Annotated in this window: 17 protein-coding genes and 1 pseudogene; 13 read left to right on the forward strand and 5 right to left on the reverse strand. The window is 64.4% G+C overall.

What is annotated here, in order from left to right; translation table 11 throughout:
• Genes G4Z14_RS06250 through G4Z14_RS06265 form a run of 4 tightly spaced genes read left to right on the forward strand, consistent with a single transcriptional unit; the run spans position 1 to position 5,070 of the window.
• Positions 1-1,140, forward strand: coding sequence for a microcin C ABC transporter permease YejB (locus G4Z14_RS06250; protein ID WP_164623921.1), 1,140 nt, complete (start codon positions 1-3; stop codon positions 1,138-1,140).
• The gene (locus G4Z14_RS06255) at positions 1,140-2,255 is read left to right on the forward strand and encodes an ABC transporter permease (protein ID WP_164623922.1); all 1,116 of its coding nucleotides are present in this window, start codon (positions 1,140-1,142) and stop codon (positions 2,253-2,255) included. Before G4Z14_RS06250 ends, G4Z14_RS06255 begins: the two co-directional genes overlap by 1 nt.
• Entirely contained in the window at positions 2,252-3,844 is a 1,593-nt protein-coding gene (locus G4Z14_RS06260; RefSeq protein WP_164623923.1) for an ABC transporter ATP-binding protein, read from the forward strand. Before G4Z14_RS06255 ends, G4Z14_RS06260 begins: the two co-directional genes overlap by 4 nt.
• Positions 3,841-5,070, forward strand: coding sequence for a glycosyltransferase family 4 protein (locus tag G4Z14_RS06265; RefSeq protein WP_164623924.1), 1,230 nt, complete (start codon positions 3,841-3,843; stop codon positions 5,068-5,070). Before G4Z14_RS06260 ends, G4Z14_RS06265 begins: the two co-directional genes overlap by 4 nt.
• A gap of 96 nt (positions 5,071-5,166) precedes the next feature.
• On the opposite strand, the gene hemN is transcribed toward G4Z14_RS06265, so the two are convergent.
• Positions 5,167-6,522: an oxygen-independent coproporphyrinogen III oxidase gene (hemN, locus tag G4Z14_RS06270; protein WP_164623925.1), complete on the reverse strand. Its 1,356-nt coding sequence runs from the start codon at positions 6,520-6,522 to the stop codon at positions 5,167-5,169.
• A 63-nt stretch (positions 6,523-6,585) separates the two neighbouring features.
• Here hemN and fnrL point away from each other — a divergent pair, with 63 nt between their 5' ends.
• The gene (gene fnrL / locus G4Z14_RS06275) at positions 6,586-7,332 is read left to right on the forward strand and encodes a transcriptional regulator FnrL (RefSeq protein ID WP_164623926.1); all 747 of its coding nucleotides are present in this window, start codon (positions 6,586-6,588) and stop codon (positions 7,330-7,332) included.
• Positions 7,333-7,406: 74 nt separating this feature from the next.
• Here fnrL and G4Z14_RS06280 read toward each other — a convergent pair whose 3' ends face one another.
• Positions 7,407-7,610 carry a YgaP family membrane protein gene (locus G4Z14_RS06280; protein ID WP_164623927.1) on the reverse strand — a complete coding sequence of 68 codons (204 nt, stop codon included), beginning with the start codon at positions 7,608-7,610 and terminating at the stop codon, positions 7,407-7,409.
• A gap of 224 nt (positions 7,611-7,834) precedes the next feature.
• Between G4Z14_RS06280 and G4Z14_RS06285 the strand changes: the two genes are divergently transcribed.
• The 4 genes from G4Z14_RS06285 to G4Z14_RS06300 all read left to right on the forward strand — a co-directional run bounded on the left by G4Z14_RS06285 (position 7,835) and on the right by G4Z14_RS06300 (position 11,508).
• Complete coding sequence (locus tag G4Z14_RS06285; protein ID WP_164623928.1) at positions 7,835-10,027, forward strand: calcium-binding protein; 2,193 nt, start codon at positions 7,835-7,837, stop codon at positions 10,025-10,027.
• Between the two features lie 126 nt (positions 10,028-10,153).
• Positions 10,154-10,819 (forward strand): CDP-diacylglycerol--glycerol-3-phosphate 3-phosphatidyltransferase, encoded by a 666-nt coding sequence (gene pgsA / locus G4Z14_RS06290; RefSeq protein WP_164623929.1) that lies wholly within the window; start codon positions 10,154-10,156, stop codon positions 10,817-10,819.
• Positions 10,816-11,064, forward strand: coding sequence for a molybdopterin converting factor subunit 1 (gene moaD / locus G4Z14_RS06295; RefSeq protein ID WP_227751558.1), 249 nt, complete (start codon positions 10,816-10,818; stop codon positions 11,062-11,064). The genes pgsA and moaD overlap by 4 nt, the downstream gene beginning before the upstream one ends.
• Before the next feature lie 3 nt (positions 11,065-11,067).
• Positions 11,068-11,508, forward strand: coding sequence for a molybdenum cofactor biosynthesis protein MoaE (locus G4Z14_RS06300; RefSeq protein WP_164623930.1), 441 nt, complete (start codon positions 11,068-11,070; stop codon positions 11,506-11,508).
• A gap of 25 nt (positions 11,509-11,533) precedes the next feature.
• On the opposite strand, the gene G4Z14_RS06305 is transcribed toward G4Z14_RS06300, so the two are convergent.
• Positions 11,534-12,208, reverse strand: coding sequence for a hypothetical protein (locus G4Z14_RS06305; RefSeq protein ID WP_227751576.1), 675 nt, complete (start codon positions 12,206-12,208; stop codon positions 11,534-11,536).
• 15 nt (positions 12,209-12,223) lie between these two features.
• Positions 12,224-12,319, reverse strand: a pseudogene (locus G4Z14_RS19215) (DUF7836 family putative zinc-binding protein); the annotation flags it as partial.
• Between the two features lie 165 nt (positions 12,320-12,484).
• Here G4Z14_RS19215 and G4Z14_RS06310 point away from each other — a divergent pair.
• From G4Z14_RS06310 to G4Z14_RS06325, 4 genes are read left to right on the forward strand one after another with little or no spacing between them, the layout of a single operon-like run.
• On the forward strand, positions 12,485-13,156 hold the full coding sequence (locus G4Z14_RS06310) for a cell division ATP-binding protein FtsE (protein ID WP_164623932.1): 672 nt from the start codon (positions 12,485-12,487) through the stop codon (positions 13,154-13,156).
• Positions 13,153-14,043, forward strand: a complete 891-nt coding sequence (locus tag G4Z14_RS06315) for a cell division protein FtsX (protein ID WP_164623933.1) — start codon at positions 13,153-13,155, stop codon at positions 14,041-14,043. Before G4Z14_RS06310 ends, G4Z14_RS06315 begins: the two co-directional genes overlap by 4 nt.
• Positions 14,040-14,768: a lysophospholipid acyltransferase family protein gene (locus tag G4Z14_RS06320; protein WP_164623984.1), complete on the forward strand. Its 729-nt coding sequence runs from the start codon at positions 14,040-14,042 to the stop codon at positions 14,766-14,768. Before G4Z14_RS06315 ends, G4Z14_RS06320 begins: the two co-directional genes overlap by 4 nt.
• A complete protein-coding gene (locus tag G4Z14_RS06325; protein ID WP_164623934.1) occupies positions 14,768-15,094 on the forward strand; it encodes a TfoX/Sxy family protein in 327 nt (108 codons plus the stop codon). The genes G4Z14_RS06320 and G4Z14_RS06325 overlap by 1 nt, the downstream gene beginning before the upstream one ends.
• A gap of 102 nt (positions 15,095-15,196) precedes the next feature.
• On the opposite strand, the gene G4Z14_RS06330 is transcribed toward G4Z14_RS06325, so the two are convergent.
• Entirely contained in the window at positions 15,197-16,156 is a 960-nt protein-coding gene (locus G4Z14_RS06330) for an acetyl-CoA carboxylase carboxyltransferase subunit alpha (RefSeq protein WP_164623935.1), read from the reverse strand.
• Between the last annotated feature and the right edge of the window lie 107 nt (positions 16,157-16,263).

The raw sequence follows: 16,263 nt of genomic DNA on the forward strand, positions 1-16,263 counted from the left end.
ATGGGCGGCTATATCCTGCGCCGAATCCTGCTGGTGATCCCGACTCTGTTCGGGATCATGCTCATCAACTTTGCCCTGACACAGCTTGTGCCCGGCGGCCCCTTCGACCAGATCGAGGCCAAGCTGGAAGGCAGCGGCGACGCGATCGAGGCGGTGACCGGGGCCAGCGGCGAAGACCCCGGCGCGGATTCGGGCTATGTCGGCTCGCGCGGGCTGCCGCCCGAGTTCCGCGCCAAGCTGGAGGTGGAGTTCGGCTTTGCCCGGTTCAACTGCCCGGCAGGCTACAGCGGCAACCTGCTGGCGCAGGCGAAGGATTGCGAAAAGGAAATGATCCCCGCCTGGGAGCGTTTCACCATCATGATGGGCAAATTCCTGCGCTTCGACTTTGGCACCAGCTACTTCCGCTCGGCTTCCGTCACCGACCTGATCGTCGAGAAGATGCCGGTGTCGATCACCCTTGGCCTGTGGTCGACGCTGATCGCCTATCTCATTTCCATCCCGCTGGGCATCCGCAAGGCGGTGCGCGACGGTTCCAGCTTTGACAGCTGGACCAGTGGCATCATCATCGCGGCCTATGCCATTCCGGGGCTGTTGTTCGCCATCCTCCTGCTGGTGCTGTTCGCCGGTGGCTCCTACTGGAAGATCTTTCCGCTGCGCGGCCTGACCAGCCCGGGGTGGGAGCAGCTGTCCCTGGTCGGCAAGGGCCTGGATTATCTTTGGCACATCACCTTGCCGGTGGTGGCCTCGACGATTTCCTCATTCGCCACGCTGACGCTGCTGACCAAGAACAGCTTTCTGGACGAGATCAAGAAGCACTATGTCATGACCGCCCGCGCCAAGGGCCTGTCAGAGCGGCAGGTGCTTTACGGCCATGTCTTCCGCAACGCCATGCTGATCGTGATTGCGGGTTTCCCGTCGCTGTTCGTCGCGGTGTTCTTCGGCGGCTCCATCATCATCGAGACCATCTTCTCGCTGGACGGGCTGGGGCAGCTGGGCTTCAAGTCGGCGGTCGAACGCGACTATCCGGTGATTTTCGGCACGCTTTTTGCCTTTGGCCTGATCGGCCTTGTCGTCGGCATCCTGTCGGACCTGATGTATGTCTGGGTCGACCCCCGGATCGACTTCGAGCGGAGGCAGTGATGGCGCTTTCCCCTCTGAACCAGCGCCGCTGGCGCAATTTCAAGGCCAACCGCCGGGCGCTCTGGTCCCTGATCCTCTTTGCGGTGCTGTTTGGCGTGACGCTGTTTGCCGAGCTTCTGGCCAATGACAAGCCGCTTCTGGTCAGCTATCGCGGCGCGCTGCATGCGCCCTTCCTGCGGTTCTACTCCGAACAGGACTTCGGCGGCGATTTCCAGACCGAGGCGAACTACCGCTCGGCGGAGGTGCAATGCCTGATCGTCACCGGCGGGTTGGTCGAGTGTTTCGATGACCCTGAAGGCATCGCGCAAGCGGTGGCGGCCGGCAGTTTTGATACGATGATCGAGGGCTTTGAAAAGGGCTGGATGATCTGGGCGCCGATCCCCTATTCCTACAACACGATCAACGATCTGGGCGGCAAGGCGGCCCCCTCCGCCCCCGATGGCGATCACTGGCTTGGCACCGATGACGCCAGCCGCGATGTGCTGGCCCGCGTGATCTACGGCTTCCGCCTGTCGGTGGCGTTCGCGCTGATGGTCTCGGCCCTCACCTCGGTCATCGGCATCGCGGCGGGGGCGGTGCAGGGGTATTTCGGCGGGCGGGTGGACCTGATCTTCCAGCGTTTTCTGGAGATCTGGGGCGGCATCCCGACGCTTTACGTCATCATCATCTTCTTTGCCGCCTTCGACCGCAGCTTCTGGCTTCTGGTGGCGATCATGGTGGCCTTTGGCTGGACCGGGCTGATCGGCGTGGTCCGGGCTGAATTCCTGCGCGCCCGCAACTTCGAATATGTCCGCGCTGCCCGGGCGCTGGGCGTGCCCGACCGCACCATCATCTTCCGCCATGTGCTGCCGAATGCCATGGTGGCGACGCTGACCATGATGCCTTTCATCGTCACCGGCACCATCGGCTCTCTGGCCGCGTTGGACTACCTCGGCTTCGGCCTGCCACCGGAACTGCCCTCGCTTGGCCAGTTGTCGCGGCAGGCGCAGCAGAACCTGCAAATGCCATCGCTGGCCTTTGTCACCTTCTTCACCTTCGCCACCATGCTGTCGCTGCTGGTCTTCATCTTCGAAGGCGTGCGCGATGCCTTCGACCCAAGGAAGACCTTCCAATGACGGTGGTTCTGAATGTCGAAGGGCTGCGCGTCAGCTTCCGTCAGGACGGGCGTCTGATCCCGGCGGTCAAGGGCGTGTCCTTTGCCGTGGCCAAGGGGGAAACCGTGGCCCTGGTCGGTGAAAGCGGGTCGGGCAAATCAGTCACGGCGTTGTCGACCGTCGGGCTTCTGTCGGACAACGCTACGGTGGAGGGCTCTGTCACCTATCTGGGCCGCCAGATGATCGGCGCCTCGGAGCGTGACTTGCGGGTGGTGCGCGGCAACGACATCAGCTTCATCTTTCAGGAACCGATGACTTCGCTGAACCCGCTTCATACCATCGAGCGGCAGATCTGCGAAAGCCTTGCGCTGCATCAGGGGCTGGAGGGCGAGACCGCGCGGCAGCGCGCGCTGACCCTGCTGGACAAGGTCGGCATCCGCAACGCGCAAGAGCGTCTGACGGCCTATCCGCACCAGTTGTCCGGCGGGCAGCGCCAGCGCGTGATGATCGCCATGGCGCTGGCCAACGGGCCGGAGCTTTTGATCGCCGATGAACCCACGACGGCGCTGGACGTCTCGGTACAGGCGCAAATTCTGGAGCTTCTGGCAGAGTTGAAGGCCTCCGAGGGGCTCAGCATGCTGTTCATCACCCATGACCTGAACATCGTGCGGCGGATTGCCGACAAGGTCTGCGTGATGCAGGGCGGCGAGATCGTCGAGGCCGGGCCGACGGCCGAGGTCTTTGGCAACCCCCGGCATTCCTATACCCGGACGCTTCTGGCGGCAGAAGCCAAGGGCCGGCCCGAGCCGGTGGCAGAGACCGCGGCGGAGGTGATCCATGCCCGTCATCTGCGGGTCTGGTTCCCGATCCAGCGCGGGTTTCTGCGCCGGACTGTGGGCCATGTGAAGGCGGTGAATGATGCGACGCTGTCGGTGCGGGCCGGGGAAACCCTTGGCATCGTCGGCGAAAGCGGATCGGGCAAGACCACCATTGCGCTGGCGCTCTTGCGGTTGATCCCGTCCGAAGGCCGCATCACTCTGCTGGGCCGCGAGATCAGCACGCTTCTGGGCCGCGAGCTGCGCGGCATCCGGCGCGATCTGCAGATCGTGTTCCAGGACCCGTTCGGCAGCCTGTCGCCGCGCATGACCGCCGAAGAGATCATCGCCGAAGGCCTGGGCATCCACGGCCTTGAACCCGGGCGCAACCGGCGCGAGATGGTAGCCGAAATCATGACCGAGGTCGGCCTCGACCCCGCCACCATGACCCGCTATCCGCACGAGTTTTCCGGCGGCCAGCGCCAGCGCATCGCCATCGCCCGCGCGATGATCCTGCGGCCGAAACTGGTGGTGCTGGACGAGCCGACCAGCGCCCTGGACATGACGGTGCAGGTGCAGATCGTCGAACTTCTGCGCGAATTGCAGCGCAAATGGGGTCTGGCCTACATCTTCATCAGTCACGACCTGCGGGTGGTCCGGGCCTTGTCGCACAAGGTTCTGGTGATGAAGGATGGCGATATCGTCGAGGCGGGCTCGGGCGAGGCGCTGTTTTCGGCACCCAAGACCGACTACACCCGCACGCTGTTCGCAGCCGCCTTTGGGGAAAATGCATGAAGATCCTGTTCGTTCACCAGAATTTTCCCGGCCAGTTCCTGCATCTCGCACCCGAGCTGGAACAGCGCGGCCATGAGGTCAGGGCGCTGACCGATGCGGCCAATACCCGCCAGTTCAAGACCCAGGCCTTCCGCTACAAATACGAAGCGCCGCCGGTCGATCCGGTGGCGACGCGGCTGGGGCGCAACTATACCACGATGAGCGACCGCGGCGTCGTCACTGCCCGCGCCTGCCTGCAACTGCGCGAAAAGGGCTATATGCCGGATGTGATCTTTGGCCATTCCGGCTGGGGCGAGACGCTGTTCCTGAAAGAGGTCTGGCCCGAGGCCCGGCTGATCGTCTATGCCGAGTTCTACTACAAGGGGCGCGGCGCCGACGTGGGCTTCGACCCGGAATTCACCAAGCCCGCATTCGATCAGGTGATGATCGCACAGGGCCGCACCACGCATCTGGGCCAGGCGCTCTTGCACGCCGATGCCGGGCTGTCGCCGACGAAATGGCAGGCCTCGACCTATCCGCAAGTGCTGCGCGACCGCATCGAGGTGATCTTCGACGGGGTGGATACTGCGGTGATGCGCCCCGACGATTCCGCGCAGGTGGCCTTGCCGACCGGAGCGGTGCTGCGGGCGGGGGATGAGGTGCTGACTTTCGTCAACCGCAACCTTGAGCCCTATCGCGGCTATCACACCTTCATGCGCGCCCTACCACAGGTGATGAAGCAGCGACCCGAAGCACAGGTGGTGATCGTTGGCGGCGACGAGGTCAGCTATGGCTCGGCGCCGAAGGGGGCGAAGGGCTGGAAGGATGTGTTCCTGAACGAGGTGAAGGATCAGATCGACCTGTCCCGCGTGCATTTCCTGGGCAAGGTGCCCTATCCGGTCTTTGTCAATCTGATGCAGGTCAGCCGCGCCCACGCTTATCTGACTTATCCTTTTGTGCTGTCATGGTCGATGCTGGAAGCAATGTCCGCCGGCGCGCATGTCGTCGGCTCTGACACCGCGCCGGTGCGTGAACTGATCCGGGACGGAGAGAACGGCACTTTGGTAGATTTCTTCGACGTCAAGGCCTGGTCCAAGGCACTGGTCAAGGCGCTGGCCCGGCCCGAGAAATTCGAGGATATCCGCCGCGCCGCGCGCCAGACCATTCTGGAAGGTTATGATCTGAAGTCGATCTGTCTGCCCGCGATGGTGGAATACGTCGAAAGCTTTGCCCCCAGCGGTGGGTGAATCCCCCAGGCTACCCCCGCCAAGCCATTGCCGCAGGCTGGGTGGTTCCGCGCCACCGGCGCGGGTTCACCCGCCGGCGGTTTCACGACAAACTCCTCAGATTGCCGCCGAATGCTTGGCCTTCGACTGGTCATAGGCGTCAAAGGCCCGCGCCACCATCCGCGTCAGCGGGCGGGCGTGCGGCGGGATGGCAAGCCCGGTGTCATCCAGCGTCACCATGTCGCCAAAGGTATCGGCGGCGGCCCGGAACATCGCCTGCAAGGCTTCGGGCGTCACGGCGAAGTGGCTGAGGATTTCCTCGCGGTTGACGCGGAAATCGCACATCAACGCCTCGATGATCCGGGCGCGCATCACGTCGTCGGGCGTGAACACATGGCCGCGGTGGGTGGAGAAATGCCCCTCGCGAATGGCACGGGTATGGTCTGCGGTGCCTGAGGCGTTCTGCGCAAATCCCTGCGGGAAGCGCGAGATCGACGAGGCGCCCAGCCCGACCAAGACCGGAGCGGTGTCGTCGGTATAGCCCTGGAAATTGCGACGCAGCGTGCCGGCCTTGGCGGCCTTGGCCATGCCATCCTCGGGGCGGGCGAAGTGGTCGATGCCGATTTCGTCATAGCCGTCCCAGACGAACAGCTGCCGGGCGGTTTCGAACAGCGCCAGCCGCTCTTGCGGGGTGGGCATGGCGTCCGACGGGATCATCTGCTGGCGGCGGCTCATCCATGGCACATGGGCATAGCCGTAAAGCGCCACCCGGTCGGGGCTGAGCGTCAGAAGCTTCTGCACCGAATCGGCGATGCGTTCGTTGGTCTGGAACGGCAGGCCATAAAGGATGTCGGCGTTCAGGCTCTTGATGCCACGGTCGCGGATCATGTCGGCGACCTGTTTGGTCAGCTCATAGCTCTGCTCGCGGCCGATGGCTTTCTGGATCTCGGGGTCGAAATCCTGCACCCCGATCGAGGCGCGGTTCATGCCGGCAGCGGCCAGCGCATCCAGCCGTGCGGCGTCGATTTCATTCGGGTCGATCTCGACCGAGAACTCGGCCCCTTCGGCCATCGGCACGGCCTCGAACACCGTCGCGGCCAGATCGCGCATGCAATCGGCGGGCAGAAGCGTGGGCGTGCCGCCGCCCCAGTGCAGGCGGCTGAGCTTCACCCCCGGCGCGAGGTGGCGCTTCAGCAGCGCGATTTCGGCTTTCAGCACCTTGGCATAGGCCAGAACCGGCGTGTCGCTGGAGGTGCCCTGCGTGCGGCAGGCGCAGAACCAGCACAGGCGGCGGCAGAACGGCACATGCAGGTAAAGCGAGATCTCGCTCTGCGCCGGAATGGCCTGAATCCATTGGACAAAGGTCTCCGGGCCTACCCCACCCGCGAAATGGGGCGCCGTGGGATAGGAGGTGTATCTGGGCACGCGGGCGTCAAAAAGCCCCAGCCGCATGAGTTGCGATTCAATGGTCATTGGGGTAACCTAAAGATGTAAAACACCTGTCGCATTGACGCAGATCAACTGGATTGGGACCGGATGTCGCATCAGGACTTGCAGCTTTTGTCGCATGATTGTGGCTCCTGCCCGATTCGCCATCGCGCCGTGTGCGCGCGCTGTGATGCCGACGAGCTGCAGCAGCTGGAGCAGATCAAGTATTACCGCAGCTATCAGGCCGGCCAGACCCTGATCTGGTCCGGCGACCGGATGGATTTCGTGGCCTCGGTCGTGACCGGGATCGCCACGCTGACCCAGACCATGGAGGACGGGCGGCGGCAGATGGTGGGGCTTTTGCTGCCGTCCGATTTCGTCGGGCGTCCGGGTCGGCAATCGGCGGCCTATGACGTGACGGCGGCGACCGATCTGGTGATGTGCTGCTTCCGCAAGAAGCCCTTCGAAGAGCTGATGTCCAAGACGCCACATGTCGCGCAGCGGCTTTTGGAAATGACGCTGGATGAGCTGGATGCCGCGCGCGAATGGATGCTGCTTTTGGGCCGCAAGACCGCGCGCGAAAAGATCGCCTCGCTCTTGTCCATCATTGCCCGCCGCGATGCCAGCCTGAAGCTGCGCGCGACCAAGGGTGTCGTGACCTTCGATCTGCCGCTGACGCGCGAGGAAATGGCCGATTACCTTGGCCTGACGCTGGAAACCGTCAGCCGGCAGATGAGCGCGCTAAAGCGTGACGGGGTGATCGGCCTGGAGGGCAAGCGCCATGTCAAGGTGGCCGACTTCGACCGCCTGCTCGAGGAAACCGGCGACGACAGCGACGGCGGTTTCCTGAACTGACCTTTGCCCGTCGGGTCCGAATGCAAAAGGCACCCCCGGGGGTGCCTTTTCCTTTGGTCGCGGATGGCGCGCGATCAGCCGAAGGCGCAGCCGGTCTTGATGCCGAACTTGCGAAAGATCGAGGCCGCCGGGCAGAAGCCGGTCAGCGAGGATTGGATCAGGTTCGCGCCAATGAAGACGGTGAACCACAGGAAGTAGGGGCTGACGAACTGCGTCAGGATCACCGACAAAAGCACCATGCAGCCAGCGAAAAGCGTAACGGTCCGGTCGAGGTTCATTGATTGCTCCAAGGATCAGGGTCTCAATCATCTAGCATCGCCGCAATACAAATTCAATAACTGGAATTTGAAATTCCGCGACAGGCCTGCGACATTCTGTCCGGCCAAACCCTTGCATAAAATCGCACCCTTACATCATTTGCGGTATGCGGCCCGCGCTGCCGTCCGCCTAGTTTGCCTGCGTTATCCCCCGACGGTTTCGGGCGCAGCGCAAGGTCTTTCCCATGGCAAGCTTTCAGGTTCTCAATCGCAGCCCCGACGGCAGCACCTATTTTTCCCAACTGGCAATGAACAACTGGCTCTCGGCCCCCATCGTCGAGATGGTCTCGCGCGGGTTCAACGGCAGTTTTGTCGAAATGGACTACCTGACCATGCAGATGACGGCGGTTCCCGGATTTCCGCCGCTGTTCTTCCGGGTCTACGGGCATTTCAACTTTGTCACCGATGTCACGCCCAGCGGCACCGGCACCTATGTGCAGGCCGGCAGCCTCATCAACCGGATCGAGGTCATCGACGCCACCGGCAAGGTCTACAACTATGTCGACGGTCTCAGCTTTGCCATCAATTCCAACAAGACCACGGTTGCCATCAATCCGATCAACGCCTTTGCCAACAGCTTCCAGTTCGGCGAGATGCCGCTGAACGAGATCATGTTCGGCGGCAATGACATCTTGACCGGCAATGCCGGCACCGAGGTTCTCGACGGCTTTGGCGGCGAGGATTCCCTTTCGGGCCTGGGCGGGTCGGATGCGCTTTACGGAAATGCCGGCCATGACACGCTGAACGGTGGCGACGGGGCGGATGATCTTTATGGTGGGTCGGGCAATGACCTGATTGTCGGCTATACCGCCGGCGATTACATCGACGGCGGCGCGAACGTCGACACCTGGGCGCTGACCGGCACCTTTTCGACCGGCCTCAGCGTGCCGGTGCCGGTGTTCTACACCGGGGTCAGTTTCTACAACATCGAGGCCATTCGCATCATCTGGGGCGAGATCGTGCTGAACTCCAGTCAGGTCGGGGGTTCCAGCACGGTTCAGACCATCGAGGCCGGCTCGATCAGCCGTGACAGTCTGCGGGTCGACATGGCTGCCGGATCGAATGTGATGAACCTGTCGACGGTGGCATTCGTCAACTGGAACAACTGGCTGGGCGAATTCGACCGCATCACCCTGAACGGCAGTGCGGGCAATGACACCATCGACGGCAGCCTCATGGATGACCGGATCTGGGGCTTCGATGGCAACAACCTTTTGCGCGGCGGCGGTGGGGCCGACAACATCAGTGCGGGCGACGGCCAAGACATCCTGCGCGGCGGGGACCGCGAGGACACGCTGGTCGGCTGGGGCGGCAACGATACGCTGGTCGGGGATGACGACTATGCGCTGGTGCCGGGCGCGCAATATGGCGACGACAGCCTTTATGGCGGGGCGGGCAATGACGCGATGACGGCGGCGGGCGGCTTCAACCTGATGGATGGCGGTGACGGCATCGACACGGTGGATTATCGCTTCCTTGCCCAGCGGCCGAGCGAGCCGGAGCAGTTTCCGGTTGCTGTCACCATTGATCTCAGCCGCGTGGTGAACCCCAACGATCCGAACAGCCCGTTCTCGGCTTTCGTCACGCTGGACATGACCGAGGTCCACATTTCGATGGCGCGGGATTTCCTGCTGAACATCGAGAATGTCGAGGGCAGCAACTATGCCGACACCATCACCGGCAACGCCGTCGCCAATGTCCTGAACGGCTGGGGTGCGGCGGATCAGATTTCCGGGCGACTGGGCGATGATGTGCTGGGCGGTGGCGCGGGGGCAGATTCGCTGTTCGGGGAAGACGGCAATGACCGGCTGATCGGCGGAACCGGGTCGGACCGCCTCGACGGCGGCGCGGGCAATAACAACCTGAACGGCGGCGAAGGCGCTGACACGCTTGGTGGCGGCGTGGGCAACGACATTCTGGCCGGGGGGGCCGGATCGGACAGCCTGTCGGGCGAAGACGGTGCCGATCTTTTGCGCGGCGATGCCGGGGCAGATGTGCTGTTGGGCGGTTTCGGGGCCGACACGCTGCGCGGTGGGGCCGGCAACGATGTGCTGAGCGGGGGCGGCGATGCCGACCGCTTTGTCTTTGACGTCGCCCTCACGGCCAACATCGACCGGATCACCGACTATGCGATGGCCGATGATGTCATCGCCCTTTCCAACGCGGTCTTTACCGGGCTGGCCGGAGGGCTGTTGACCGAGACGCGCTTCAAGAACCTGGCGCTGGGGGCCGCTGATACCTCGGACAGGATCCTGTGGGATCCATCGACGGGAGGTCTGTTCTTCGATGCCGACGGGGCGGGCGGGGTGGCGGCAGTACGGTTTGCCACCTTGCAGGCCGGCCTTGCCCTGACCGCGGCCGAGTTCGTGGTGTTCTGAGCGGGATGGCGGCGCTGCGCGCGCCGGCGGGACCGCGTCCTGCGCGGCCTTGGCCGGGTCAGGCATTTCGGGCAAGGCCCTGCTTGACCCTTCCCCCCGGTCAAAGCATTCGCTAACACTTGGGCCATGATATGGAACCTGCCCAATTCGCTGACTGTCCTGCGCCTTTTGGCGGCCCCCGGTGTGGCGGTGATGTTTCTCTATTTCCACCGGCCCTGGGCCGACTGGTTCGCTCTGGCGCTGTTTGTCGGGGCGGCCGTCACCGATTGGTTTGACGGCTATCTGGCGCGGCTGTGGAAGCAGGAATCCAAGTTCGGCGCGATGCTGGATCCGATTGCCGACAAGGCGATGGTTGTCATCGCGATCATGGTCATTACCGGCTATAATGGCATGAACCCCTGGCTCATCCTGCCGGCAGCGGTGATCCTGTTCCGCGAAGTCTTTGTCTCGGGTCTGCGGGAATATCTTGGGGCGGCGGCGGGCACGCTGAAGGTGACAAAGCTGGCCAAGTGGAAGACCACGGCGCAGATGGTGGCGATTGCGGTGATGTTTCTTGGCACCGGGCTGGAATATCTGAATGGCGTCGCCATGAAAGGCATGACCACCGAACAATATGCCGAGGCCGTGATGGCGGGTCTGGCCGATCCGGTCCGGGCCTGTGGCAAGCGCGATTGTGCTTCGCTTGCCGGAGATGTGGGGCTGGTGCTGATGTGGGTGGCCGCCTTTCTGACGGCGTTGACGGGGTGGGAATACTTCCGCAAATCTCTGCCTTTGCTCAGGGATGACAAATGATCGACGTGCTTTACTTTGCCTGGCTGCGCGAACGCATCGGCACCAACCGCGAGCGGGTGGAGAGCTCTGCGGCCACGGTGGCCGATCTGATGGCTGAGCTTGAAGCCCGGTCAGACGGCCATGCTCTGGCCTTTGCCGACAAGACCAGCCTGCGTGTCGCCGTGGATCAGGAACTGGCGGAGTTCTCCGCCCCCTTGGCCGGGGTGCGCGAGGTGGCCTTCTTCCCGCCGATGACGGGGGGCTGAGCCATGCGGCTGGTTGTGCAGCAAGCCGCCTTCGATCTTGGTGCAGAGGCCAATGCCTTTGCCCAGATGGTTCCGGGCGCGGGCGCGGTTGTCACCTTTACCGGCCTTGTGCGGGACAATGGCGGCGCCTTGGCCGCGATGGAGATCGAGCATTACCCCGGCATGACCGAACGCGCGATCGGCGCGATCATGGAAGAGGCGCGCACGCGCTGGTCCTTGCTGGATGCGCTGGTGATCCATCGCCACGGTGTGCTGCGCGCAAGCGAGCCGATCATGATGGTCGCCACCGCCGCGCCGCACCGGGCCGATGCCTTTGCGGCGGCGGAATTCCTGATGGACTACCTGAAGTCCCGCGCGCCGTTCTGGAAAAAGGAAATCCACGCCGACGGGGCGGAATGGGTGGCCGCCAAGGACGCCGATGAGGATGCCTTGAAGCGCTGGTGATGCCGCCGCAGGCCCAAAAGCCGCGTCAGCTCGCCTTGCCGCCGATCCAGCCGGTCGCCTTGTCCAAAAGCCCGTCAAGCCAGAGCCGCGCGGCATCGACCAGCGCCACAAAGGTCTGAAGCGCGCCCTTGGCCGCCGGAATCTGCTCGGCCAGTTTCGGGGCCATCATGTAAAGCGCGATGATCGCCAGCGCGAGAAGGATCATCAGCAGAAAGCCGCTGCGGAACGAAGCCGCGCCTTTTGCTGCGGGCAGGCTGTCGGTCACCGCGCCCGCCTCGCCGCTGCGGCGTTCGCTGCTGGCGCGCAGCGTGGTGTTGATCTCGTCGATCTCGGGCAGCATCTCGCGCCGTGATTGCGGCTTGGGCGGGGGCGAGGCAAGCCCTTTCATCCGCGCGATACGCTCTGACACCGGGTCAGGCTCGGCCTGGGCTGATCCCGAGGTCACACCTTGTTCGGTCAACCCGAGCTCGTCCTGCGTCTCGATGACCGGCGGCGCTTCGGACCGGCGCGCGTTTGTTTCGCGCTCTGCCTCTTCGCGCAAGACGGCGAGCAGGCTTTCGTCCAGCGTGCGCGGCGGCAGGTCGGCGGCAGGCGAGGCGGCGGGGGGAGTTTCGTCCTCGTCGCTGTCTTGCGGCAGGGGCGGCGGCGGGTCGAACAGTGCCTCTTCGGCCGCGAGTTCTTCTTCGACGCGCGGCGACATCTGGAACCAGGCATGACCGCAGTTCGAGCATTGAACATCCCTGCCGGTGTCGGGGATTGCCGATGCGTCTACTTCGTATTCAGCGTCACAATTCGGGCAAACTAGGCGCATTGGGTCAGATCCGGCACTCGCGGGGACAGCGGTCAGAGGTGTTGTAGCAACGATATCCGTCTTATCCAAGCGTTAGTGGCTGCATCGGGCAGAGAGCCGATTGAAACCGCCGCGCCCATCGGCGAGTATCTCGGACGGAACGGGGAGCAGCAGGGAACGCCTTTCGTGATCGCCTTCGAGAATGTGGCTTACAATTACGGCGGGGGCGAGTTGTTGTCGGACATCTCGTTGCGTCTGGCGCCGGGCTCGTTCCATTTTCTGACCGGGCCATCGGGGGCGGGCAAGACCACCTTCCTCAAGCTGTGCTATGCCGAGCTGTTGCCGACCTCTGGCCATGTGATGCTGTTTGACCGGGACGTGCAGGGACTGTCGCGCGACGACGTGGCCCTGACGCGGCGGCGGATCGGGGTCGTGCATCAGGATTGCCAGTTTCTTGACCATCTGCCGCTTTCGGCCAATGTGGAGCTGCCGCTCGCCGTGGCGGGCCGTCAGGGTGCGGCCGCCGATCTGGCCGATCTGCTGGCCTGGGTGGGGCTTGACCGACTGGCCCATGCGCGGCCGCCCTCGCTTTCGGGCGGCGAGCGTCAGCGGGCGGCGCTGGCGCGGGCGGTCATCATGGGGCCGGATGTCATCCTTGCGGATGAACCGACCGGCAACCTTGACTGGGACATGTCGCTGCGGCTGCTAACCCTGCTGGTCGAGTTGAACCGGATGGGCAAGACCGTGCTGATCGCGACCCATGACCTCAATCTGATCCGACAGGCCAAATCGCAGGTGCCCGCCCGGGTGCTGCGGATCGCCAGACGGCGGGTCCAACTGGCGGGGGCCGATCTGTGAAAAGCCTGGGTCGCGTCTTGCTTGCCGAACCGGCGGACTCGGTAGTGCCGCCTTCGGGCCCGTCTGCCTGGCTGACCAGTTTCACCGCCGGCGCCATGACCTTTCTGGCGGTCTTTGCCCTTGCCCTGTCGCTCGCCTCGGGTCGGCTTGCCGAGCGCTGGTCGGGGGCCCTGGAGCGCACGGCCACCGTGCGGCTCTCGGCGCCCGAGGATCAGATTAATCAGCAGGTGGAGCTGGTGCTGGGCCTTCTGGCGACCACGCCGGGCATTCAGGGCGCCCGCGTCCTGAGCCAGGACGAACAGCGCTCGCTGCTGGAGCCCTGGTTCGGCCCCGACCTGCCGGTCGAGGCCCTGCCGCTGCCGCGCCTGATCGAGGTGGTCGAGGATGGCACCGGCTATGATGGGGAAGGCCTGCGTCAACGGCTTGCGGCCGAGGCGCCCGGGGCCATTCTGGACGACCACACCCGCTGGCGCGAGCCGATGGCGGTGGCGGCCGCACGGTTGCGGCTTCTGGGGCTGTTGTCGATCGGGCTGATCGGGGCGGCGATGGCGGCGATGATCACGCTGGCGGCCAATGCCGCGCTGGCGGCCAATGCGCAGGTCATCAAGGTCTTGCGGCTGGTCGGCGCGCGCGATGCCTATATCGCCCGCGCTTTCGTGCGCCGCTTCACCCTGCGCGCGGCCATCGGCGCGGCCATCGGGGCTGGTGCCGGCCTGATCGGAGTTCTCCTCCTGCCCTCGGCCAATGACGCGGGCGGCTTTCTGACCGGGCTTGGCTTTCAGGGCGCGGGCTGGCTCTGGCCCTTTGCTCTGCCACCGCTGGCCGCCCTTGTCGCTTTTCTGGCCACCCGCGCGGCGGCCTTCCGCAAACTTCGGGAGTTGACCTGATGCTGGCCATCCGCTGGGTTCTGTCGCTGATCTTCATCGTCCAGATGTATCTGGCCATGGCCGTGATCGCGCTTGCCTTTGCGCCCTTCGCCCTGTTTTCCCGCACGGCGGCGGTGAAGGCCTGTCATGTCTTTTGCCAGTGGGTGCTCTGGTCGCTGCGTATCCTGTGCGGGTTGCGCACCGAGGTGCGCGGCACCCCGCCCACCGATGAGGTGCTGATCGCCGCCAAGCACCAGAGTTTCCTTGACATCATCGCCATCTACAACGCCGTACCGCGCGGCAAGTTCATCATGAAACGCGAGCTTTTGTGGACGCCGTTCCTTGGCCAGTATGCCCTGCGCATCGGCTGCGTGCCGGTGGATCGCGGCAAGCGCGGCGCGGCGATTTCCCGGATGAAGGCCGATGTGCAGGCGGGTACGGCATTTCCGGGCCAGCTCATCATCTATCCGCAGGGCACCCGCGTCGCGCCGGGGGTGAAGAAGTCCTACAAGGTCGGGTCGGGGCTGCTTTACGACCAGCTCGGTCAACCCTGCGTGCCGGTTGGCACCAATGTCGGCGTGTTCTGGCCCAAGCGCGGTATCCTGCGCAAGCCGGGGGTGGCGGTGGTCGAGTTCCTGCCGCGCATCGAGCCGGGCATGGCCGTGCCGGCCTTCATGGCGCAACTGGAAGCCGAGGTGGAGGGTTCCTCTGACCGCCTGCTGGCCGAAACCGGGTTCCGTCGCTGATGGGAAGCTCGGCGGCCACGATCGCCCATCTGCTTGACACGCTGGCGGAACTGCCGCTGACCAGCCGCAAGATGTTCGGCGAATATGCGCTGTATCTGGAGGGCAAGACGGTCGCCTTCGTCTGCGACGACACGCTGTTCATCAAGCCGACACCGGGGGCGCTGGCCCTGTTGCCGGACACCGGGCGCGGCCCGGCCTATCCGGGTTCGAAGGACTACATCATAGGCTCGGAAGTGCTGGACGATCCGGAGCTTTGCGCCCGCGTGCTGCGCGTCGTGGCCGGGGAAACACCGGCGCCAAAGCCGAAGGGCAAGCGGGCGACCTAGGCCCGAAGGGACGCTGCCCTCCTCGGGCGCCTGCCGGCTTCTCGTCCGCGCCCCACCCAATGAGCGGCGGCGGCGACGAGGATTTTTCGAGGAAGGGTTTGCTCAGGCCGCGAGGCCCTTGGCCCCCATGGCAAGGAACTTCTGCCGGCGGTCCTTCAGGATTTCGGCGCGTTTCTTGCCCGCCATTTCGGCCAGCATCGCCTCGATCGCCTTGCCGACGGCCTCGACGGTTTCCTTGCGGCCGCGTTGCGCCCCGCCCATCGGTTCCTTGATGATCCGGTCGATCACGCCCAGCTTTTGCAGATCCTGCGCGGTCAGGCGCAGCGCTTCGGCGGCCTCGCGCATCTTCTCGGCGTCCTTCCACAGGATCGAGGCGCAGCCCTCGGGCGAGATCACCGAATAGACCGAATGTTCCAGCATGGCGATGCGGTTGGCCGTGGCAAAGGCCACCGCGCCGCCCGAGCCGCCTTCGCCCACCACGATCGACAGGAGCGGCACGCCGATTTCAAGACATTTGGCGGTGGAGCGGGCAATCGCCTCGGCTTGGCCGCGTTCCTCGGCCCCCTTGCCGGGATAGGCACCGGGGGTGTCGATCAGAGTGATGACCGGCAGGTTGAAGCGGTCGGCCATGTCCATCAGGCGCACGGCCTTGCGGTAGCCCTCGGGCCGCGCCATGCCGAAATTACGCTCGATCCGGGATTTGGTGTCATGGCCCTTTTCATGGCCGATCACCACGACGGGCTGATCGTTGAAGCGCGCAAGGCCGCCCATCACCGCATGGTCATCGGCAAAGCCGCGGTCACCGGCCAACGGGGTAAATTCGGCAAACAGCCCTTCGATGTAATCCCTGGTGTGGGGCCGGTCGGGGTGGCGCGCCACCTGGCATTTCTGCCATGGCGTCAAGGACTTGTAGAGATCCTTCAGCAGGGAATCGGACTTGCGGTCCAGCGCCTCGGCCTCTTTCGAGATGTCCATGGCCGGATTGGCCCGGGCCAGCGCCCGAAGCTCCTCGGCCTTGCCTTCGATCTCGGCGAGCGGCTTTTCGAAATCCAGATAGTTCATCGGGCACCCCTGCGACTGCAGCATGGGTTATGCAAGAGGGGGGGGCGAAATGCAACCGGGCAGGAGGGGCGGCGGGCGGAGGCGGCGTTTCCCGGCCCGGAGCGGGC

The organism is Tabrizicola oligotrophica, from assembly GCF_011008935.1.
GTDB classification, from domain to species: Bacteria; Pseudomonadota; Alphaproteobacteria; order Rhodobacterales; family Rhodobacteraceae; genus Tabrizicola_A; species Tabrizicola_A oligotrophica.

Excerpts from the sequence above, each read along its gene's own strand:
- G4Z14_RS06250 (WP_164623921.1), top strand. The coding sequence starts at position 1 with ATGGGCGGCTATATCCTGCGCCGAATCCTGCTGGTGATCCCGACTCTG.
- G4Z14_RS06280 (WP_164623927.1), bottom strand. The coding sequence starts at position 7,610 with ATGAACCTCGACCGGACCGTTACGCTTTTCGCTGGCTGCATGGTGCTT.
- hemN (WP_164623925.1), bottom strand. The coding sequence starts at position 6,522 with ATGACCATTGAATCGCAACTCATGCGGCTGGGGCTTTTTGACGCCCGC.
- G4Z14_RS06285 (WP_164623928.1), top strand. The coding sequence starts at position 7,835 with ATGGCAAGCTTTCAGGTTCTCAATCGCAGCCCCGACGGCAGCACCTAT.
- G4Z14_RS06305 (WP_227751576.1), bottom strand. The coding sequence starts at position 12,208 with ATGTCGCCGCGCGTCGAAGAAGAACTCGCGGCCGAAGAGGCACTGTTC.
- fnrL (WP_164623926.1), top strand. The coding sequence starts at position 6,586 with ATGTCGCATCAGGACTTGCAGCTTTTGTCGCATGATTGTGGCTCCTGC.
- G4Z14_RS06325 (WP_164623934.1), top strand. The coding sequence starts at position 14,768 with ATGGGAAGCTCGGCGGCCACGATCGCCCATCTGCTTGACACGCTGGCG.
- G4Z14_RS06260 (WP_164623923.1), top strand. The coding sequence starts at position 2,252 with ATGACGGTGGTTCTGAATGTCGAAGGGCTGCGCGTCAGCTTCCGTCAG.
- G4Z14_RS06255 (WP_164623922.1), top strand. The coding sequence starts at position 1,140 with ATGGCGCTTTCCCCTCTGAACCAGCGCCGCTGGCGCAATTTCAAGGCC.
- G4Z14_RS06300 (WP_164623930.1), top strand. The coding sequence starts at position 11,068 with ATGCGGCTGGTTGTGCAGCAAGCCGCCTTCGATCTTGGTGCAGAGGCC.
- pgsA (WP_164623929.1), top strand. The coding sequence starts at position 10,154 with ATGATATGGAACCTGCCCAATTCGCTGACTGTCCTGCGCCTTTTGGCG.
- G4Z14_RS06330 (WP_164623935.1), bottom strand. The coding sequence starts at position 16,156 with ATGAACTATCTGGATTTCGAAAAGCCGCTCGCCGAGATCGAAGGCAAG.
- G4Z14_RS06265 (WP_164623924.1), top strand. The coding sequence starts at position 3,841 with ATGAAGATCCTGTTCGTTCACCAGAATTTTCCCGGCCAGTTCCTGCAT.
- moaD (WP_227751558.1), top strand. The coding sequence starts at position 10,816 with ATGATCGACGTGCTTTACTTTGCCTGGCTGCGCGAACGCATCGGCACC.